The 18,861-nt window shown below is 66.4% G+C and carries 19 protein-coding genes; 15 read left to right on the top strand and 4 right to left on the bottom strand.

Going from position 1 to position 18,861, the window contains the following annotated elements:
- Positions 1-53: 53 nt before the first annotated feature.
- Complete coding sequence (locus Ga0080574_RS21270; protein WP_076704203.1) at positions 54-1,055, top strand: Fe(3+) ABC transporter substrate-binding protein; 1,002 nt, start codon at positions 54-56, stop codon at positions 1,053-1,055.
- A gap of 392 nt (positions 1,056-1,447) precedes the next feature.
- Here the strand turns inward: Ga0080574_RS21270 and Ga0080574_RS21265 are convergent, their stop codons facing one another.
- The 3 genes from Ga0080574_RS21265 to fabD all read right to left on the bottom strand — a co-directional run bounded on the left by Ga0080574_RS21265 (position 1,448) and on the right by fabD (position 3,604).
- Complete coding sequence (locus Ga0080574_RS21265; protein WP_007800270.1) at positions 1,448-1,681, bottom strand: acyl carrier protein; 234 nt, start codon at positions 1,679-1,681, stop codon at positions 1,448-1,450.
- Between the two features lie 205 nt (positions 1,682-1,886).
- Entirely contained in the window at positions 1,887-2,624 is a 738-nt protein-coding gene (gene fabG, locus Ga0080574_RS21260) for a 3-oxoacyl-ACP reductase FabG (protein WP_076704200.1), read from the bottom strand.
- Between the two features lie 35 nt (positions 2,625-2,659).
- Positions 2,660-3,604: an ACP S-malonyltransferase gene (gene fabD, locus Ga0080574_RS21255; RefSeq protein ID WP_076704197.1), complete on the bottom strand. Its 945-nt coding sequence runs from the start codon at positions 3,602-3,604 to the stop codon at positions 2,660-2,662.
- A 184-nt stretch (positions 3,605-3,788) separates the two neighbouring features.
- Between fabD and Ga0080574_RS21250 the strand changes: the two genes are divergently transcribed.
- The 4 genes from Ga0080574_RS21250 (at position 3,789) to Ga0080574_RS21235 (ending at position 8,989) form a co-directional block, all read left to right on the top strand.
- Positions 3,789-4,985 carry a cytochrome b/b6 domain-containing protein gene (locus Ga0080574_RS21250; protein ID WP_076704195.1) on the top strand — a complete coding sequence of 399 codons (1,197 nt, stop codon included), beginning with the start codon at positions 3,789-3,791 and terminating at the stop codon, positions 4,983-4,985.
- Between the two features lie 174 nt (positions 4,986-5,159).
- On the top strand, positions 5,160-6,194 hold the full coding sequence (gene pyrC, locus Ga0080574_RS21245; RefSeq protein ID WP_076704192.1) for a dihydroorotase: 1,035 nt from the start codon (positions 5,160-5,162) through the stop codon (positions 6,192-6,194).
- Between the two features lie 403 nt (positions 6,195-6,597).
- Complete coding sequence (locus tag Ga0080574_RS21240) at positions 6,598-7,278, top strand: orotate phosphoribosyltransferase (RefSeq protein WP_076704189.1); 681 nt, start codon at positions 6,598-6,600, stop codon at positions 7,276-7,278.
- Between the two features lie 226 nt (positions 7,279-7,504).
- Complete coding sequence (locus Ga0080574_RS21235; protein WP_076704186.1) at positions 7,505-8,989, top strand: replicative DNA helicase; 1,485 nt, start codon at positions 7,505-7,507, stop codon at positions 8,987-8,989.
- Positions 8,990-9,117: 128 nt separating this feature from the next.
- On the opposite strand, the gene Ga0080574_RS21230 is transcribed toward Ga0080574_RS21235, so the two are convergent.
- A complete protein-coding gene (locus Ga0080574_RS21230; protein ID WP_076704183.1) occupies positions 9,118-9,771 on the bottom strand; it encodes a hypothetical protein in 654 nt (217 codons plus the stop codon).
- Between the two features lie 108 nt (positions 9,772-9,879).
- Here Ga0080574_RS21230 and alr point away from each other — a divergent pair, with 108 nt between their 5' ends.
- The 10 genes from alr (at position 9,880) to Ga0080574_RS21180 (ending at position 18,785) form a co-directional block, all read left to right on the top strand.
- Positions 9,880-10,917 carry an alanine racemase gene (gene alr / locus Ga0080574_RS21225; protein WP_076704180.1) on the top strand — a complete coding sequence of 346 codons (1,038 nt, stop codon included), beginning with the start codon at positions 9,880-9,882 and terminating at the stop codon, positions 10,915-10,917.
- Positions 10,914-11,696: an MlaE family ABC transporter permease gene (locus Ga0080574_RS21220; RefSeq protein WP_076704177.1), complete on the top strand. Its 783-nt coding sequence runs from the start codon at positions 10,914-10,916 to the stop codon at positions 11,694-11,696. Before alr ends, Ga0080574_RS21220 begins: the two co-directional genes overlap by 4 nt.
- A 79-nt stretch (positions 11,697-11,775) precedes the next feature.
- The gene (locus tag Ga0080574_RS21215) at positions 11,776-12,522 is read left to right on the top strand and encodes an ABC transporter ATP-binding protein (RefSeq protein WP_076704174.1); all 747 of its coding nucleotides are present in this window, start codon (positions 11,776-11,778) and stop codon (positions 12,520-12,522) included.
- Between the two features lie 7 nt (positions 12,523-12,529).
- Positions 12,530-12,913, top strand: coding sequence for a hypothetical protein (locus Ga0080574_RS21210; protein ID WP_076704171.1), 384 nt, complete (start codon positions 12,530-12,532; stop codon positions 12,911-12,913).
- Between the two features lie 79 nt (positions 12,914-12,992).
- Positions 12,993-13,424 carry a paraquat-inducible protein A gene (locus Ga0080574_RS21205; RefSeq protein WP_076704168.1) on the top strand — a complete coding sequence of 144 codons (432 nt, stop codon included), beginning with the start codon at positions 12,993-12,995 and terminating at the stop codon, positions 13,422-13,424.
- Between the two features lie 156 nt (positions 13,425-13,580).
- On the top strand, positions 13,581-14,417 hold the full coding sequence (locus Ga0080574_RS21200) for a DNA repair protein (protein ID WP_076706092.1): 837 nt from the start codon (positions 13,581-13,583) through the stop codon (positions 14,415-14,417).
- A gap of 124 nt (positions 14,418-14,541) precedes the next feature.
- Positions 14,542-15,906, top strand: a complete 1,365-nt coding sequence (gene radA, locus Ga0080574_RS21195) for a DNA repair protein RadA (RefSeq protein WP_076704165.1) — start codon at positions 14,542-14,544, stop codon at positions 15,904-15,906.
- A 39-nt stretch (positions 15,907-15,945) separates the two neighbouring features.
- Positions 15,946-16,518 (top strand): CvpA family protein, encoded by a 573-nt coding sequence (locus tag Ga0080574_RS21190; RefSeq protein WP_076704162.1) that lies wholly within the window; start codon positions 15,946-15,948, stop codon positions 16,516-16,518.
- Positions 16,519-16,761: 243 nt separating this feature from the next.
- The gene (gene purF / locus Ga0080574_RS21185) at positions 16,762-18,231 is read left to right on the top strand and encodes an amidophosphoribosyltransferase (protein ID WP_076706091.1); all 1,470 of its coding nucleotides are present in this window, start codon (positions 16,762-16,764) and stop codon (positions 18,229-18,231) included.
- Positions 18,228-18,785, top strand: coding sequence for a DUF2199 domain-containing protein (locus Ga0080574_RS21180; protein WP_076704159.1), 558 nt, complete (start codon positions 18,228-18,230; stop codon positions 18,783-18,785). Before purF ends, Ga0080574_RS21180 begins: the two co-directional genes overlap by 4 nt.
- Positions 18,786-18,861: the final 76 nt, after the last annotated feature.

The raw sequence follows: 18,861 nt of genomic DNA, 5'->3' as shown, positions 1-18,861 counted from the left end.
TTTTAATCGGGTTTCTATCCGGCAATTGTAACCGCAAGACCGGAGTCAACCTTATGCGCCTTGCATCCACCGCCATCGCCCTGCTCGCTGCCGCCAGCCCGGCCCTGGCCGAAGAGGTCAACCTCTATTCCTACCGCCAGCCGGAGCTGCTGGCGCCGCTGACCGACGCTTTCACCGAGGCCACGGGCATCGACGTCAATGTCGCCTATCTCAGCAACGGTCTGGTGGAACGGTTGCAGGCCGAGGGCGACCGCTCGCCCGCCGATCTGGTCTTTACCGTCGATATCGCGCGGCTCTCGGCCATCGTGAATGCCGGCGTGACCCAGCCGGTGGAAAGCGCCGTGCTGGAGGAAAACGTGCCGGCGCAATATCGCGACCCGGGCAACCAGTGGTTCGGTCTGACGACGCGGGCGCGCATCGCCTATGCCTCCAAGGAGCGGGTCGATCCCTCCGAGGTGACCACATACGAGGATCTTGCCGATCCGAAATGGCGCGGGCGCCTCTGCACCCGCTCGGGCACGCATCCTTATAACGTCGCGCTGGCGGCGGCCTATCTCTACCACCATGGCGAGGAAGAGACGAAGGCCTGGCTCGAAGGGCTCAAGGCCAATCTGGCGCGCAAGCCGCAGGGCAACGACCGGGCGCAGGTCCGCGCGGTCTGGGCCGGCGAATGCGATATCGCGCTCGGCAACACCTATTACATGGGCCAGATGCTGAACGATCCCGAGCAGGTGGAATGGGCGGAATCGGTCAATGTGCTGTTCCCGGTCTTCGAGGGCGGCGGCACGCATGAGAATATCTCGGGCGTGGCGATGACCAAAGCGGCGCCGAACCGCGAGAACGCACTGAAGATGATGGAATTCCTCACCTCGCCCGAGGCGCAGGAGATCTATGCCCATGCCAACTATGAATACCCCGTCGCGCCGGGCACCGAGGCGGACGATCTGGTGAAGAGCTGGGGCAGCTTCACCGCCGATGACGTGAACCTGATGGAGCTCGCCGATCACCGCGCCGAGGCGCTGCGGCTCATCGAAGAGGTCGATTTCGACGGGTGATCGTGGTGGGCCGCGCTCTTGGGGTGCGGCCCATGTGCTTCACGTCTGACCCCTTCCGAAGATGGCTGGTGACCACTTGCCCACCCTACATTTGAGCGGTGCCCTGGCGCGGAATCAAGGCGAAGCCGCCGCGCCATCGCCGGCCCGTCCCCCGGGCTGGCGATTTGGTGACAACAGCGCTGCGTGTTAAGGTCTTTCGGACTTGGCCGGGATAAATCGAGAGGTTCAGAGCTGAGATCGCCACCCACGGGCCGGCGATGGCGCGGCTCGCCCTAGCATGGCGCCCATAAATCGGCGATCTGTAGTTCCGACCACCACACTCCCCCCAAAAAACGCGAAACGGCGCCCGCAAGGGACGCCGCTACAATAGTCCGGAGGCTCCGGAAAGCGCCTTACGACGCTTCCTTGATGAACTTCACCGCATCGCCGAAGGTCTGGATGGTCTCGGCCGCATCGTCCGGAATCTCGATCCCGAACTCTTCCTCGAAGGCCATGACCAGTTCGACGGTGTCGAGGCTGTCTGCGCCCAGATCGTCGATGAACGACGCGCTCTCGGTCACCTTGTCCTCTTCCACGCCGAGATGCTCGACAACGATCTTGCGCACGCGATCAGGGATATCGCTCATTATTCCGTCCTCACATTTCTCCGGGCCCGCGGCCCCGTTCTGCCCTTGCCCCACCGGGGTGGAGGCTTTTCACGCCCGAGACGGGCGGCTCTTCCCGGATGCCCGGGACCGGCCTTGCAACGCGGTAAACCGCGCCCCCCGGCCTCATTCCTTGCGCGCCTATACCATAAGGCGACCGCTTGGCAAATGCTTTCCGCCCCTGCCCTTACAGCATCGCCATGCCACCGTTTACGTGCAGGGTCGAGCCCGTCACGTAACCGGCCTCGGCGCTCGAAAGGTAGAGCACGGCGGCGGCGATTTCCTCGGGCGAGCCCATGCGCCCGGCGGGAATCTGCCCCATGATCGCGGCCTTCTGGTCGTCGTTGAGCTTGTCGGTCATCGCGGTCTCGATAAAGCCCGGCGCGACGGCATTCACCGTCACCCCGCGCGACGCGACCTCATAGGCGAGCGATTTCGACATGCCCACCATGCCGGCCTTGGCGGCGGCATAGTTGCCCTGGCCGGGATTGCCGGTGGCGCCCACGATGGAAGAGATGTTCACGATCCGGCCCCAGCGCGCCTTCATCATGCCGCGCAGCACGCCCTTGCAGAGTTTGAAGGTCGCGGTGAGGTTCACGTCCAGCACCGACTGCCATTCCTCGTCCGACATCCGCATGAAGAGGTTGTCGCGGGTGATGCCGGCATTGTTCACCAGAATGTCGACGCTGCCCATGGCCTCCGCCGCCTGTTTCGGCAGCGCCGCCACGGCCTCGGCATCCGAGAGGTTGCAGGGCAGCACGAAGGCACGCTCGCCCAGCTCTTCGGCCAGCGCCTGAAGCGGCGCCTCGCGGGTGCCCGACAGCCCCACCGTGGCGCCCGCCTGGTGCAGCGCCTTGGCGATGGACCCGCCAATGCCGCCCGACGCGCCGGTGATCAGCGCGCATTTTCCCGTAAGGTCGAACATGTCCGTATAACTCCCTGCCTCGTTTCCCGTGCCGCTCAGGCCGATGCGGCCTCGAGCACCTTGGCCACGTCCTCGGGCGTGCCCACCGCCTGCACGGCGGCGGCGCGGTGGATGCGCCGGACCATGCCCGAGAGCGCCTTGCCGGCGCCGATTTCCCAGAACTCGGTGACGCCCTGCGCCACCATGTATTCCACCGATTCACGCCAGCGGACAGAGCCCGTGACCTGCTCGACCAGCAGCGCGCGGATCTCTGCCGGATCGGTCACCGCGGCGGCGCGCACATTGGCCACCAGCGGCACCGAGGGGGCTTTGATCTCGACCCCCGCCAGCGCCTCGGCCATGACCTCGGCGGCGGGCGCCATCAGCGCGCAATGGAAGGGCGCGCTCACCGGCAGCATCAGCGCGCGCTTGGCGCCCTTCTCCTTGGCCAGTTCCACGGCGCGCTCGACGGCGGCCTTGCTGCCCGAAATCACCACCTGGCCCGGATCGTTGTCATTGGCGGCGGCACAGACCTCGCCCGGTGCGGCGGCGGCCTCGGCCACCTCGCGCGCGGCGGCGAGATCGAGCCCCAGCAGCGCCGCCATGGCGCCCTCGCCCACCGGCACCGCCTGTTGCATGGCAAGGCCGCGCGTGCGCAGCAGCCGCGCCGCATCGGCGATGCTCAGCGCGCCGGCGGCGGTCAGCGCGGAATACTCGCCGAGCGAATGGCCGGCGACAAAGCTTGCGCTGCCCACCTGGATGCCCTCGACCTCCAGCGCCCGCAGCGCCGCCATCGAGGTCGCCATCAGCGCCGGCTGCGCGTTCTCGGTCAGCGTCAGCGTCTCGGCATCGCCCTCCCAGATCAGCGCCGAGAGCTTTTCTCCAAGCGCCGCGTCGACCTCGTCGAACACGGCCTGCGCCGCCGGGTAGGCCTCGGCCAGCGCCCGGCCCATGCCGATCGCCTGGGCGCCCTGGCCGGGGAAAATGAATGCTCGGGACATGGACGGCTCCTCCCATCGGATGCGGTTTCTGCGGTAACACGGCGGTTTGGGCGCCTCCCATAGCGGTCTCTCAACGCTTTCGCAACGCTCATGCACGCTGAATGTGCGCAGCTTCGCAATTGCGCCGCAGCGCAGCACCGCTAGGTAGGGACGAAGCTGGAGCACAACCCTCAGGAGCCGCAAGATGCCCCTCGCCAATTCGCCCACCACCTACGGCCCGGTCGCGCGCGCCTTTCACTGGCTGATCGCGCTCGGCATTCTGCTGATGATCCCGCTGGGCTGGATCGCGCATCTGGCGCCGATGCAGGACGCGGATCAGATCGCGCTCAAGACCACGCTGTTCTCGGTCCACAAGACGCTGGGCGTGGCGCTGTTCCTGCTGGCGCTGGGGCGCATCCTCTGGGCGCTGGTGCAGCCGAAGCCGGTGCCGCTGCATCCGCATCGCAAGGGCGAGACGCTGCTCGCCGAGGCGATCCACTGGGTGCTTTACGCGGCACTGGTGCTGGTGCCGCTTTCGGGCTGGGTCGAGCACGCGGCGACCGACGGGTTTGCGCCGATCCTCTGGCCCCTCGGGCAGAACCTGCCCTTCGTGCCGACCTCGCCGCAGCTGGCCGAGACCGCCGCCACGGTGCATTTCCTGTCGCAATGGGCGCTGGTGGGCGCGCTGGTCCTGCATATCGTGGGCGCGTTGAAACACACGCTGATCGACCGCGACGCGACGCTGGCACGCATGGCGCGCGGCACCCCTGCCGGCGGCGAGGGCCATGGCCACGGCTTTGCCCTGCCGCTGGCGCTGGCCCTGCTGGTCTGGGCCGGCGTGCTGGGCGGCGGCGCGGCGGCGGGCTATTTCGCGCAGGACGAGCGCGCGGAGAGCCCGGCGCTGGAACAAGCGGCGAGCGACTGGCAGGTGCAGGAAGGCACGCTGTCGATCAGCCTCGTGCAGATGGGCTCCGAGGTCACCGGCAGCTTTGCCGACTGGACCGCCGCCATCGCCTTCGAGCCGCAGGCCGCGCCGGGCAAGACCGGCGAGGTCACGGTGACGATCTCGATCCCGTCGCTGACGCTGGGCTCTGTCACATCGCAGGCGCTGGGGCCGGATTTCTTTGCCGCCGAGACCCACCCGACCGCCACTTTCCAGGCGGATCTGATGAACGCCGCCGATGGCTATGTCGCCGAAGGCACGCTGACCCTGAAAGGCGCCGAAGTCCCCGTCTCGCTGCCCTTCTCGCTGACGCTCGACGGCGATACGGCAGAGATGAGCGGGCGCACCACGCTCGACCGGATGAATTACGGCATCGGCGAGAACATGGCCGATGCCGGGCAGCTCAGCCATGAGGTCGAGGTGATCGTCGAGCTGACCGCGACCCGCAGCGCCGAGTGAATCGGACAGGACGCCTCCGGCGGGAGTATTTGCGGAAAGATGAAAGCGCGGCCTGTGCTTCATCTTTCCGATAAATACTCACCTTGAGGCATCGCGGCGAGGCGCGCCGTTTCGGCATAATGTGCCGCCCGTTGCCTCTGGCCCGGCGCCGCGCCGCGTGCTATCGGCTCGGCCATGACCCAGATCACGCTTCGCCGCCCCGACGACTGGCACCTGCATCTGCGCGATGGCGAGATGCTGCGGGCCATGGCCCCCGAAACCGCCCGCCATTTCTGCCGGGCGATCATCATGCCCAATCTGGTACCGCCGGTGGTGACCGGCGATCAGGCCGCCGCCTATCGCGAGCGCATCCTTGCGGCCCTGCCCGAGGGCAGCGGCTTCACCCCGCTGATGACGCTCTATCTGACCGAAACCACCGATCCGGCGGATGTGGCCAAGGCGCATGAGGACGGGCTCATCACCGCGCTGAAGCTCTACCCGGCGGGCGCCACCACCAACTCCGCCTCCGGCGTGCGCGATTTCGACAAGGTGCGCCCGGTGCTGGAGACCATGGCCGATCGCGGCATTCCGCTTTGCGTGCATGGCGAGGTGGTCGATCCGGAGGTGGATATCTTCGACCGCGAGGCGGTGTTCATCGACCGGGTGCTCGACCCGATCCGCCGCAGCACGCCGGGGCTGCGGGTGGTGATGGAGCATATCACCACCAAGGACGGTGCCGATTACGCCCGCGCGGGCGGCGCCGATCTCGGCGCCACGATCACCACGCATCACCTGGTGATCAACCGCAACCACATCCTCGTCGGCGGTATCAAGCCGCATTACTACTGCCTGCCCGTGGCCAAGCGCGAGATCCATCGCCAGGCGCTGCTGGCTGCCGCCACCGGTGGCGAGGCCTGTTTCTTCCTCGGCACCGACAGCGCGCCGCATACCGATCCCAACAAGGAAAGCGCCTGCGGCTGCGCCGGCTGCTTCACCGCCACCAACACCCTGTCGATCCTCGCCGAGGTCTTCGAACAGGCCGGCGCGCTGGACAGGCTGGAGGGCTTCGCCTCGCTGAACGGGCCGCGCTTCTACCGGCTGCCCGCCAATGAGGACACGCTGACCCTGACCAAAGGCGCGCCGGTGCAATATCCGCCGAAGATCGAGACAGGCGAGGGCCCGGTCACGGTCTTTGATCCGGGATTCCCGCTGCACTGGCGCGTGGAATGACCGCCGCTGCGGCACAATATCGAGGCAAACAGCGCGACGGCGCCAGATAACCGTGCGGGGCATCGGGCAACCGATGCCCAACCGAATGCTCTGCGCGTATCCTGAACGGATCGGCAAAAGCCGCACCATCGTCGGCCCGCTGGGTGGCGATCCGAGGGGTCGATCCTCTCGATTTATCCCGGCCAAGTCCGAAGCACCTCTCAACGACACAGCAGGCACAGCCAAATCGCCAGCCCGGTCGGGCGGGCCGGCGATGGTGCGGCGCCCTTCGGGCTCGTTTCCGCACCGGGCATAGATCGGGCCGTGCCGGGGCCGGCACATTTCGCGCCGACACACATCCCGGGGCTTCAAGCAGGCGCGAAATCCGGCTAGAGCGGGCGCATATCTGCAAGGAGTGCGCCCCATGATCCCCTCGTCCTACCCCTCGCCCGAAGAAATGGCCCGGCTGACCGCGCGGATGCTGTGGGAGATCGGGGCGGTGCATTTCATGGAGAACGGCACGCCGTTCAAGCTCGCCTCCGGCCTGCCCTCGCCGGTCTATATCGACTGCCGCAAGCCCAACTCCTTCCCGCGCGTGCGCTCGACGCTGATGGATTTCCTCACCGTCACGGTGATGCGCAACGCCGGCTTCGAGGCCTTCGACAATATCGCCGGCGGCGAGACGGCCGGAATCCCTTTTGCCGCCATGGTCGCCGAGCGCATGGCGCTGCCGATGACCTATGTGCGCAAGAAACCCAAGGGCTACGGGCGCAATGCCCGCATCGAGGGCGTGATGACCGAGGGCCAGCGGGTGCTGCTGGTGGAGGATCTGACCACCGATGGTGGCTCGAAACTGAGCTTTGTCGATGCCATCCGCGAGACCGGCGCCACCTGCGCCCATACGGCGGTGATCTTCTATTACGGCATCTTCCCCGAGACCACCAAGACGCTCGGCGATCACGGCGTCGATCTGCATTACCTCTGCACCTGGCACGACGTTCTGGCCGAGGCCAAGGCGCGCGGCGGCTTCGATGCCGAGACGCTGAACGCGGTCGAGGCGTTTCTTGCCGACCCGCGCAAGTGGCAGGCGGAAAACGGCGCGTAAGCGCGCAGCAACCGCCCGGGGATAAGCCCGCACGAATCGCACTTTCGCAACCATATGTTGCGGCAAAGCTGCGATCTGCTACGATATCGGCGGGGTAAATGCGCCTCGCCGGACTCTCCACCGGGTTTTCCCGGCGGTTCTCCACAGAGATATCCCGATTGGTTCCGGCACGCGCATTGGCTATGACGCACAAACCGCGCGACAGACGGGAAAACGGGGCAGAGCAATGAACGATCACAGCGTCTTCAATCCGGCCGGCGTCGAGGTCGAGCAGGCCGAGACCATGCCGCATTCGATCGAGGCCGAGCAGCAGCTCCTGGGCGCGATCCTCACCAATAACGACATCTACGACCGCGTGGCGGCGATTCTCAGCCCGCATCATTTCTACGAGCCGGTACATGCCCGCATCTTCGAGATCGCGGCGGCGCGCATCGCCAAGAACAACCTCGCCTCGCCGGTCACCCTCAAGGCCTTCATGGAGGACGATGACGGGCTGAAGGAGCTGGGCGGGCCGGCCTATCTGGCGCGCCTCGCGGGGGCGGCCGTCTCCAGCTTTGCGGTGCGCGACTATGCGCAGATGATCTACGATCTCGCGGTGCGCCGCGACCTGATCGCGCTGGGGCGCGACATCTCGTCGAAAGCCTCCAAGGTCGATGTGAAATCCGAGCCGCGCGAGCAGATCGTCGAGGCCGAACAGGCGCTCTACAAGCTTGCCGAGCAGGGCCAGACCGAAGGCGGCTTCCAGAGCTTCCTGCGCGCCGTCACCGATGCGGTCAACGTCGCCAACGCCGCTTATCAGCGCGATGGCGGACTGGCCGGCATCTCCACCGGCCTCGTCGACATGGACAAGAAGCTCGGCGGGCTGCACCCTTCCGACCTTCTGATCCTCGCCGGGCGCCCGTCGATGGGCAAGACCTCGCTGGCCACCAACATCGCCTTCAACATCGCCAAGGCCTATAAGCGCGGCCAGAAACACGACGGCAGCGAGGGCGCCATCGACGGCGGCGTCGTGGGGTTCTTCTCGCTCGAAATGAGCGCCGAGCAGCTCGCCAGCCGGATCCTCGCCGAAGCCTCCGAGATCTCCAGCCACAAGATCCGTCAGGGCGACATGGACGAAAAGGAATTCCGCCGCTTCGTCGACGCCGCCAAGGAGCTGGAGGCGTGCCCGCTCTATATCGACGACACGCCGGCGCTGCCGATCTCGCAGGTCGCCGCCCGCGCCCGGCGGCTGAAGCGGACCCACGGGCTCGACCTGATCATCGTCGACTATCTCCAGCTGCTGCGCGGCACCGCCGACAACCGGGTGCAGGAGATCGCCGAGATCTCCATGGGTCTCAAGGCCATCGCCAAGGAGCTCAACATCCCCGTGATCGCGCTGTCGCAGCTCTCGCGTCAGGTCGAAAGCCGCGACGACAAGCGCCCGCAGCTCTCGGACCTGCGCGAATCGGGCTCGATCGAGCAGGATGCCGACGTGGTGATGTTCGTGTTCCGCGAGGAATACTATGTCGAGCGCGAGAAACCCTCCGACGACCGGCTCGACGAGATGGCCGCCTGGCAGGAGAAAATGTCGCGCCTGCACGGCAAGGCCGAGGTGATCATCGGCAAGCAGCGTCACGGCCCCATCGGCACGGTGGAGCTGGCCTTCGAAAGCCAGTTCACCCGCTTCGGCAACCTCGTCAAACCCTGGCAGCAGGACGGCGAAGCGTTCTGAGCCGGGCTTCCCCACGCTCCGGCCCGCATGCTTGATTTCAGGCCGGAGCGTCGCTATCTTCACGTCACAAAGACATCCTGTTGAGGAACATCATGACCGGTCCCGATCCGATCATCGTCTGAGCATCGTCAGCCCGCTTCGCCGGGCCGGATGTCATGCCGGGCCTTCGCTGCCCTGATGGCCTCTTCGAGCGCCGTCATCCGCAGTGACAGCTCCTCTCCCGGAACCGTGCCGATCCCCTCGAAGCGTTTCAGCTTCAGCGCTCTGTGATCCCTGTCGAGATCGTCGAGCAGCTTGATCCCGCAGAGCTTGGCCTCCCACGCCGTGCGCACGATCACATCGACCGCCCGGACACGCGCATCCGGCGCCAGAGTTGCAAAGCTGGGCTTCTGCACCCCTTCCACCTGCACGCGGATCTTTTCCAGCAGACCGTAGAAATTCACCGTCAGATGCAGGGCACCGTCGGTGATGCCGTGCACCTCGCGAATCCGGTTGCGGTAGATCTCGGTGTGACGCGCATCGGTGATATGCGGAATAAGATCGGGATATTGCGCAAAGCGCTTTTCCAGATAGGCGCGCGACGGCGAATATTCGAGAAACACCTCCATATCGCGCGTGTTGAAGTCGATCTCGGCGAAGAGCGCCCGCACCAGATTGTCCCGCGCGGTCTCGCGCTCGCCTTCCGCGGCGCGCTCGTCCATCACACGCTTGACGAACCAGATGGCAAAACCCAGCGTCGGCGCGAGGAAGGCCAGAAAGAACCGAATGTCGATATCGTCCACGCCGTTCCCCCGTTCTCATGCATTCCAGCATGGCGCGGCGGGCGCGGCAAGATGGCAACGGCGTCTTTCCCTCTTGACCCTCCGCCGGGCTTGGCTTTCAAGCAGGGCATGGCACAGGCACAGCTCAGCATCGACCTCGCAGCGATCCGCGCCAACTGGCGCGCACTCGCCAATCTCACCACCGGCGAGGCCGGCGCGGTCGTCAAGGCCAATGCCTACGGGCTCGGCGTCGAGCGCGTCGCCCCGGCCCTGGCCGAGGAAGGCGCACGGCGCTTCTTCGTCGCCGTCGCCGAGGAAGGCGTCGCGGTGCGCCGCGCGCTCGGCCCCGGGCCGGAGATCTGCGTCTTCTCGGGCCATATGCAGGGCGATGCCGAGATCATCCGCGATCACAAGCTGGTGCCGATGGTCAATTCCATCGACCAGATGCTGCGCCATGTGGAGGCGCTGCCCGGCCACCCCTTCGGCATCCAGCTCGACAGCGGCATGAACCGGCTGGGCATGGAGCCCGCCGAATGGTCGGCCCTGCGCGATATCGCGCTGGCGCAATCGCCGGTTCTGGTGATGTCGCACCTGGCCTGCGCCGACACGCCCGATCACGGCATGAACGCCTTCCAGCTCCGCAGTTTCCGCGAGATGACCGACGGCATCGAGGCGCCGCGCTCGCTCTCGGCGACCGGCGGCATCCTGCTCGGGCCGGATTATCATTTCGAGGTGACCCGGCCCGGCGTCGGGCTCTATGGCGGCATGCCCTTTTCCGAGGCGCAGCCGGTGGTCGAGCTGATGCTGCCGGTGATCCAGACCCGCGACGTCGCCCCGGGCGAGGCGGTGGGCTATGGCAACGCCTTCGTCGCCCGCGTGCCGACCCGCGTCGCCACGGTCGCTGCCGGCTATGCCGACGGCATCCACCGCGCGTTGGCCCCCAAGGGCTATCTCTGGGCCGGGCGCACCCGCTGCAAGATCCTCGGCCGGGTGTCGATGGACCTGATCACAGTCGACGTCACCGCGCTCTCGGAGCTGCCCGAGCATCTCGAACTGCTGGGCCGCAACCAGACCGTAGACATGGTCGCCGATGCCATCGGCACCATCGGATACGAGGTTCTCACCGCGCTCGGGGCGCGCTATTCGCGCAGCTATCTCGGCGCATGAGCCCCGCCGCCCCCCTCGCGCTGCTGGGACGCGCGGTGCTGCGCGTGCTCGCCGCCGCCGGACGGGTGGCGCTCTTTGCCGGCGACGCGCTGAGCCATATCCTGCGCCCGCCCTTCTACGGGCGCGAGCTGCTCCAGGCGCTGTTGCAGATCGGCTGGCTGTCGCTGCCGGTGGTGGGGCTCACGGCGGTCTTCACCGGCGGCGCCCTGGCGCTCCAGATCTATTCCGGCGGCGCCCGCTTCAACGCTGAGGCCGTGGTGCCGCAGATCGTCGCCATCGGCATGGTGCGCGAGCTGGGCCCGGTGCTGGTGGGCCTGATGATCGCCGCCCGCGTCACCTCCTCCATCGCCGCCGAGATCGCCACCATGAAGGTGACCGAGCAGATCGACGCGCTGGTGACGCTCTCCACCCATCCGATGAAATACCTCACCGCGCCGCGCCTGCTGGCGGCGCTGATCGTGGTGCCGCTGCTGGTCGGCGTCGGCGATGTGATCGGCATTTTCGGCGGCTATTTCGTCGCCACCGGCTCGCTCGGCTTCAACCCCGCCGCCTATCTCAAGAACACGCTGGATTTCCTCGAACCGCTGGATGTGATCTCCTCGCTGGCCAAGGGCTGCGCCTTCGGCGGAATCGCGGCGCTGATGGGCTGCTATTACGGCATGCAATCCGGGCGCGGCGCCCAGGGCGTGGGCCGCGCCACCAAGGGCTCGGTCGAGGCCGCCGCGGTGCTGATCCTCGCCGCCAACTTCCTGCTGACGGGGGTGTTCTTCTCCATATGACCCGCACCCGCAGCATCTTCTCTTTCCAAATACGCCACACCGCCCCCGCCGCCCGCGCAAAGGCCGGGAGGATCGCGCCATGATCACCCTCTCCGGCGTCAAAAAATCCTTCGGCCCCAAGACCGTGCTGCGCGACGTCGATCTGCATGTCGCGCGCGGCACCTCTATGGTGATCATCGGCGGCTCCGGCACCGGAAAATCGGTCACGCTGAAATGCATCCTCGGGCTGGTGGAGCCCGATGCCGGCACCATCACCGTCGATGGCCAGGACGTGCACGAGGGCGACCGCGACGCCTTTCTCGCCCGCTTCGGCATGCTGTTTCAGGGCGGCGCGCTCTTCGATTCGCTTCCCGTATGGCAGAACGTCGCCTTCCGGCTGCTGCGCGGCGCGCTGAAACGCCCCAAAGTCGAGGCACGCGAGATCGCCATCGAAAAGCTGCGCCGTGTCGGACTTACTCCGGATGTGGCGGATGCGCTGCCGGCGGAGCTTTCGGGCGGCATGCAGAAACGCGTGGGGCTCGCCCGTGCCATCGCCGCCGATCCCGAGATCATCTTTTTCGACGAGCCCACCACCGGGCTCGACCCGATCATGGCCGGCGTCATCAACGATCTCATCCGCGAGATCGTCACCGAGATGGGCGCCACGGCGATGACCATCACCCATGACATGTCCTCGGTGCGCGCCATTGCCGATACCGTGGCGATGCTGCATGACGGGGTGATCAAGTGGACGGGGCCGGTGGCGCAGATGGATGCCGCCGAAGACCCGTATCTGCAACAGTTCATCCACGGGCGCGCCGAGGGCCCGATCGCCGCCGTGAGATAGGGAAACCATGTTCGAACCCAGCCCCGTCCTGCTCGCCTTTCTGGTCTTCAAGCGCTTCGTCTTCCTCGAGCTGATCGCGGCGCTGGCGCTGGCACGGGTGATCCGCGCCGCCGCCCCGGCACGGCTTGCGGCGCTGGTCGCGCTGCTGCTGGCGCTGGCCGGCGCGGCGGTGCTGCTGGCACCCATGGCCGGCATCACCGGCGGGCCGGTCTACGGTGCCGCCGCGCGGTTCATGGCGCTCGGCAACGGCATGCTGCCGCTCTTCCTGCCCTCGGCCTTCCTGGCGCTCAGCGCCTACCTGCCCGGCAGCCGCATGCGCGGGCTCGATTTCGCCCATATCGCGCTGCTCTGGATCCTGGTGGGGCTGTGGCTCACCTCGATCTTCCTCTGAGCGCCCGGCCCGCCCGCGCCACGCCGGGGGAGCACGAGGGGGTGGAACCCCCTCGCCCCGCCCGCGAAACAACCGCGCCATGCTGAAAGCCGCCAATCTCGCCCTGCTGCTGCTCTACCCGGTCGCCTGGTCGGCGCCGCTGCTGCGCGCGGGGCTGCTGCCGCTCTTCGGCATGGAGGAGATCAGCGTGCTCACCGGGCTCCGGGCACTCTGGCAGAGCGATCTGCTGCTCGCCCTGCTGGTGGCGTTCTTCGCCCTCGCCGCGCCCTGGCTCAAGACGCTGGCGCTGAGCCTGATACAGTTCGGCCTGCTCGACCGCCGCGCGCTGCCGGCGGTGACGCTGCTCGGCAAGCTCGCCATGGCCGATATCTTCCTCATCGCGCTCTATATCACACTGGCGAAGGGCATCGGCGTCGGCCGGATCGAGACCGCCTGGGGGCTATACCTCTTCACCACTTGCATTCTCGCCTCGCTGGCGATCTCGCTCATCGAGGCGCGGCGCGGGCATTGATGCCGCATCGGAAACAACCGCGCGAATCCCCGTCCATTAGGCCGCCACACCGCGCCTGACGGGGTGTTTGGAAAAAAGTCTATGTAAATGAGGCGGCTTCGGCGTATTCTTGCCATCGTCTGTTTTGACGTGGGTGAATTGCCGGGGGGCATTTTGATGATCACGCATCTGCGCGCGACGGGTCAGCTCGTGCAATTTCTCATGCAGCGCCTGGCCCTCATGGCGATTCTGTCACTGGCACTGGGGCTTTCCGCCTATACCGCCGCCTGCGCGCTGGGATATGCGCCATGGCTCACCCTGCCGCTGCAATTCGGCGACACGCTGCTGCCCGAGGCGGGCATCTATGTGCAGCTCGGCCTCACGGCGCTGGCCTGCGGGCTGCTGTTCTTCCTGCCCGCCAATGCCCGCATGATGGCGCTGGAGACCTCGCATCGGCGTTTTCATATCGGCATGAAGGATGTGGCCCGCGCCTATGCCGCGGCCCACCGCGCCGACCGCGACGGCGTCTTCACCATGGGCTCGGAATTCGACTCGGTGCGCGAGCGCATCGCCTTCCTGCGCGATCACCCCGATCTCGCCGATCTCGAACCCTCGGTGCTCGAGGTGGCGGCGCAGATGAGCCATATCTCGCGCGAGCTGGCGCAGGTCTATTCCGACAGCAACGTGCAGCGGGCGCGCGATTTCCTGACCGCACGGCAGCAGGAGATCGAGGATTTCAACACCAGGCTCGAAGAGGCCAAGCGCATCGCCACCGAAATGCGGCAATGGCATATGCGCGTCGAGCTCGAGGAGGACGTGGCCGAGGCGCAGCTCGCCCGGCTCTGCGAGGAGCTGGAGGAAATCCTGCCCGAGATCGTTCCCGAAGCGGCAAAGGCCGAACCCGAAGCGGAGGAGCCCTCAGGCTGGGTCAGCAACCGCGATTTCGAGGAGAGCGACGCTGAACCCCGGGACGACCGCATCGTCGCCATGCTCTCGCGCCGGGCGGCGGAATAGGCCTGGGGCCAGTGCCAAGACCTGAGGGTGCGCCCGGCCAGAGCGTCGCGTCCTTTTTGAGTATTTGCGGAAAGATGAAAGCCAGACGCTTGCGCCCGGCGGTCGCGCGGGCCTAGAAGGCGGCATGGCGCGCGCATCCTCGAATTTCGTCTGTCAGTCCTGCGGCAACAGCACTTCGAAATGGTCGGGGCGCTGCGAGGCCTGCGGCGAGTGGAACACCATCGTCGAAGAGGCGCCCCTCTCGGACGGGCCCGCGGGCAAGACGCTGGGCCAAGCCAAAGGCCGCGCCGCCAAGCTCACCGATCTCAGCCATCCCGAGGCCCCGCCGCCGCGCACCGCCTGCGGCATCGGCGAGCTCGACCGGGTGCTGGGCGGCGGGCTGGTGCCGGGCTCCGCCATCCTTGTGGGCGGCGATCCCGGCATCGGCAAATCGACGCTGCTGTTGCAGGCGGCGGCGGCCTTTGCCAATGCCGGGCTCAAGGTGATCTATGCCAGCGGCGAAGAGGCCAGCGCCCAGGTGCGCATGCGCGCACAGCGGCTGGATCTGGCACAGGCGCCCGTGAAACTCGCCGCCGAGACCAATCTGCGCGACATCCTCACCACGCTGGAGCAGGAAAAGCCGGCGCTCGCCATCGTCGATTCGATCCAGACCATGTGGGCGGACAATGTGGGCTCTGCCCCCGGCTCGGTGGGACAGGTGCGCGCCGCCGCCCATGAGCTGACGAGCTTTGCGAAAAAACGGAATACATCGGTGATCATGGTGGGCCATGTCACCAAGGACGGCCAGATCGCCGGCCCCCGCGTGGTCGAGCACATGGTCGACACGGTGCTCTATTTCGAAGGCGAGCGCGGCCATCAGTTCCGCATTCTGCGCTCGGTCAAGAACCGCTTCGGCCCCGCCGACGAGATCGGCGTCTTCGAGATGACCGGCGCGGGGCTGTCGGAGGTCGGCAACCCCTCGGCGCTGTTCCTGTCGGAGCGCGGCACGCCCGCCCCGGGCTCGGTGGTGTTTTCCGGCATCGAGGGCACGCGCCCGGTGCTGGTGGAATTTCAGGCGCTTGTCGCCCCCTCGCCGCATTCGCAGCCGCGCCGCACGGTGGTGGGCTGGGACGGCGGGCGGCTGGCGATGATCCTCGCAGTGCTGGAGGCGCGCTGCGGCATCCCCTTTGCCGGGCTCGACGTCTACCTCAATGTCGCCGGCGGCATGAAGGTCGGCGAGCCGGCGGCGGATCTGGCGGTGGCGGCGGCGCTCTTGTCGGCGCGCGAGGATGTGGCCTTGCCGCCGGAAACCGTGGTATTCGGCGAAATCAGCCTCTCCGGCGCGCTGCGCCCGGTGGGCCAGACCGAAAACCGGTTGAAAGAGGCGCAAAAACTTGGTTTCTCCACGGCCATTCTCCCGAAGGGTGGAAAGGCCAAGAGTGGCGACATGACGCTCACCGAAATGGCCGATCTGGCCAGCGTGGTGGGCGAGGTATTCGGCGCCGGCTGAGGCGCGCGGGCAGACAGGATCGGCAAGGGACGGGAACGGATGGAAGGTTTCACTATAGTGGACGGCGTGGTGGCCGTGGTCATCGTGCTCTCGGCGCTGCTGGCCTATTCGCGCGGCATCGTGCGCGAGACGCTGGCCATCGCCGGCTGGGTCGCGGCGGCGTTTCTGGCCTATGTCTTCGCACCGCAGGTACAGCCGCTGGTCAAGGAAGTGCCGGTGATCGGCGAGTTCCTCACCGACAGCTGCGAGCTGTCGCTGATCGCCGCCTTTGCCGCGGTGCTGGCGCTGGCGCTGGTGGTGATCTCGCTCTTCACGCCGGTCTTTTCCAGCCTGGTGCAGCGCTCGGCGCTCGGCGGGCTTGACCAGGGCCTGGGCTTTCTCTTCGGCGTGGCGCGGGGCATCCTGCTCGTCGCCATCGCGTTTTTCGTCTACGACACGGTGATCACCGCGCAGGATATCGCGATGATCGACGATTCCCGCTCGGCGGCGGTGTTCTCGCGCTTCACCGACCGGATCGAAGAGCAGAATCCCGAACAGGCGCTCGGCTGGATCACCCGGCAATACGAGCAGCTCGTCTCGGTCTGCCAGGCCCCCGCCGGCAACGACGCCTGATCTCCGGCTCCGATCCGGATCACGAAACGCGCGCGGATCTTCCGGGCGCGTTTTTCTTTGATATAGCCGCGTCCCCTTGATTTACGGGCCGATGCCCCCCACCTCCGGATCGCGGCTGACACAAATGCAACGCTGCAATGCAGCGGGCCAATGTGATCCTTCCGTGACATACCCTCGTCATGTCAGTATGAGGAGGCGACTTCCCCAATACCGGATTCGGAGCTGCCCTTGTCCGAGCGCCAGATGCCACCCGCCCATCCCTTCGATTTCGACGCAATCGAGGGGGACAAGCTGCATGAAGAATGCGGGATCTTCGGTGTCATCGGTGTGACCGATGCGGCGAATTTCGTGGCCCTCGGGCTGCACGCGCTGCAACATCGCGGCCAGGAGGCCGGCGGCATCGTCTCCTACGCGCCCGGCGAGGGGTTCAACTCCGCCCGCCGCTTCGGCTATGTGCGCGACAATTTCACCAAGCAGTCGCTGATGGAAACCCTGCCCGGGGCGCTGGCCATCGGCCATGTGCGCTATTCCACCGCCGGCTCCAAGGGCGCCGCGATCCGCGACGTGCAGCCCTTCTTCGGCGAGTTCTCCATGGGCGGCGCGGCGATTGCCCATAACGGCAATATCACCAATGCCGAGGCGCTGCGCCGCGAGCTAATCGAGCGCGGCTCGATCTTCCAGAGCTCTTCGGACAGCGAATGCATCATCCATCTGATGGCGCGGAGCCTTCAGCGCGATATCCCCTCGCGCATGGAAGACGCGCTGCGCCGCGTCGAGGGGGCGTTTTCCGTCGTCGCCATGACCCGCACCAAGCTGATCGGCGTGCGTGACGCGCTCGGCGTGCGTCCGCTGGTGCTGGGCAAGATCGGCGACGGCTGGTGCCTGAGCTCGGAGACCTGCGCACTTGACATCATCGGCGCCGAATATGTGCGCGAGATCGAGCCGGGCGAGATGGTGGTGATCACCGATGAGGGCGTCGAAAGCACCCGCCCCTTCCGCAGCCGCAAATCGCGCTTCTGCATCTTCGAACATGTCTATTTCTCGCGCCCCGATTCGATCATCGGCGGCCGCTCGGTCTATGAGACGCGCCGCCAGATCGGTGTGGAGCTGGCCCGCGAGGCGCCGGTGGAGGCGGATCTGGTCTGCCCGGTGCCCGACAGCGGCACGCCGGCCGCCATCGGCTATGCGCATGAGAGCGGCATCCCCTATGGCATGGGGATCATCCGCAACCAGTATATGGGCCGCACCTTCATCGAGCCCACCGAGCAGATCCGCAACATGGGCGTTCGGCTCAAGCTCAACGTCAACCGCGCGCTGATCAAGGGCAAGCGGGTCATTCTGGTCGACGATTCGGTGGTGCGCGGCACCACCTCGCGCAAGATCAAGGAAATGATCCTCGATGCCGGCGCGGCAGAGGTGCATTTCCGCATCGCCTCGCCGCCCACCGCCTGGCCGTGTTTCTACGGCGTCGATACGCCGCAGCGCGAGAAGCTGCTGGCGGCAACCATGTCCGAGGACGAGATGTGCGAGCATCTCGGCGTCGACTCGCTGAAATTCATCTCGCTCGACGGGCTCTACCGCGCCGCCGGCGAGGCCGAGGGCCGCAACGACAAGGCGCCACAATATTGCGACGCCTGCTTCTCGGGCGAATACCCGGTGGAGCCGGCGGACATGATCGAGAAGGGCTTCAAGCTCAAGACCGCTGCGGAATGAACTTGCTTTGGCTGGACGGACGCTGGCGGCGCTTCAACAATGCCCGCCGCGCCTGCCCATGCTGCGGAAAGACGTTTTCCGGCGTCTTCGACATCTCCATGGACCACCCCGACATTTGGCCGCATGGCAACCGCCTGGAGCGAGGCGTCGAAGCCATGAAGGTTGGCAACGACTTCCTGACCCCGGACGTCTGCTGCTGTGGAGATGACCACCTTGTCCGATGCGTTCTTCCACTACCGATCCGTTTTAGCGAGCAGGTGTTCCACTTTGGTGTCTGGGGCAGCCTGTCGCAAGAGTCTTTCCAGAGATATCTTGAAGAAGAAACCTCTGCCGGTACATTCACCGGAGCCTTTTCCTGGCTTTCCAACGCACTGCCAACCTTCGACACCGACGCCCCCGTGCCCTGTGATATGATCCCGCAAGGCGGCAGGTTGCGTCCCCGACTTGAAGCTCATGAGGGACCGATTGCCGCCGTTCAGAAGACGGGGATCTCTTTCGACCGCCTTCTCGATATCTATGCGGCTACTGGGCAAGATATCAGACCGCACCTCTAATGGTCCCAATCGGCGCCACTGCGCTTACCGTGAAATCTCTCTAAGCCACTTCCCGCCATACACGCGACCGTGACCA

The organism is Salipiger abyssi, assembly GCF_001975705.1.
Classification (GTDB): domain Bacteria; phylum Pseudomonadota; class Alphaproteobacteria; order Rhodobacterales; family Rhodobacteraceae; genus Salipiger; species Salipiger abyssi.
This window is presented reverse-complemented; position numbering and strand designations above follow the sequence as displayed.

Bases quoted from the DNA above. Each gene is read 5' to 3' on its own strand.
- purF (WP_076706091.1), top strand. From the start codon at position 16,762: ATGCCACCCGCCCATCCCTTCGATTTCGACGCAATCGAGGGGGACAAG.
- alr (WP_076704180.1), top strand. From the start codon at position 9,880: ATGGCACAGGCACAGCTCAGCATCGACCTCGCAGCGATCCGCGCCAAC.
- Ga0080574_RS21220 (WP_076704177.1), top strand. From the start codon at position 10,914: ATGAGCCCCGCCGCCCCCCTCGCGCTGCTGGGACGCGCGGTGCTGCGC.
- Ga0080574_RS21240 (WP_076704189.1), top strand. From the start codon at position 6,598: ATGATCCCCTCGTCCTACCCCTCGCCCGAAGAAATGGCCCGGCTGACC.
- Ga0080574_RS21210 (WP_076704171.1), top strand. From the start codon at position 12,530: ATGTTCGAACCCAGCCCCGTCCTGCTCGCCTTTCTGGTCTTCAAGCGC.
- Ga0080574_RS21200 (WP_076706092.1), top strand. From the start codon at position 13,581: ATGATCACGCATCTGCGCGCGACGGGTCAGCTCGTGCAATTTCTCATG.
- Ga0080574_RS21190 (WP_076704162.1), top strand. From the start codon at position 15,946: ATGGAAGGTTTCACTATAGTGGACGGCGTGGTGGCCGTGGTCATCGTG.
- fabD (WP_076704197.1), bottom strand. From the start codon at position 3,604: ATGTCCCGAGCATTCATTTTCCCCGGCCAGGGCGCCCAGGCGATCGGC.
- pyrC (WP_076704192.1), top strand. From the start codon at position 5,160: ATGACCCAGATCACGCTTCGCCGCCCCGACGACTGGCACCTGCATCTG.
- Ga0080574_RS21235 (WP_076704186.1), top strand. From the start codon at position 7,505: ATGAACGATCACAGCGTCTTCAATCCGGCCGGCGTCGAGGTCGAGCAG.
- Ga0080574_RS21205 (WP_076704168.1), top strand. From the start codon at position 12,993: ATGCTGAAAGCCGCCAATCTCGCCCTGCTGCTGCTCTACCCGGTCGCC.
- Ga0080574_RS21270 (WP_076704203.1), top strand. From the start codon at position 54: ATGCGCCTTGCATCCACCGCCATCGCCCTGCTCGCTGCCGCCAGCCCG.
- fabG (WP_076704200.1), bottom strand. From the start codon at position 2,624: ATGTTCGACCTTACGGGAAAATGCGCGCTGATCACCGGCGCGTCGGGC.
- Ga0080574_RS21265 (WP_007800270.1), bottom strand. From the start codon at position 1,681: ATGAGCGATATCCCTGATCGCGTGCGCAAGATCGTTGTCGAGCATCTC.
- Ga0080574_RS21250 (WP_076704195.1), top strand. From the start codon at position 3,789: ATGCCCCTCGCCAATTCGCCCACCACCTACGGCCCGGTCGCGCGCGCC.
- Ga0080574_RS21180 (WP_076704159.1), top strand. From the start codon at position 18,228: ATGAACTTGCTTTGGCTGGACGGACGCTGGCGGCGCTTCAACAATGCC.
- radA (WP_076704165.1), top strand. From the start codon at position 14,542: ATGGCGCGCGCATCCTCGAATTTCGTCTGTCAGTCCTGCGGCAACAGC.
- Ga0080574_RS21215 (WP_076704174.1), top strand. From the start codon at position 11,776: ATGATCACCCTCTCCGGCGTCAAAAAATCCTTCGGCCCCAAGACCGTG.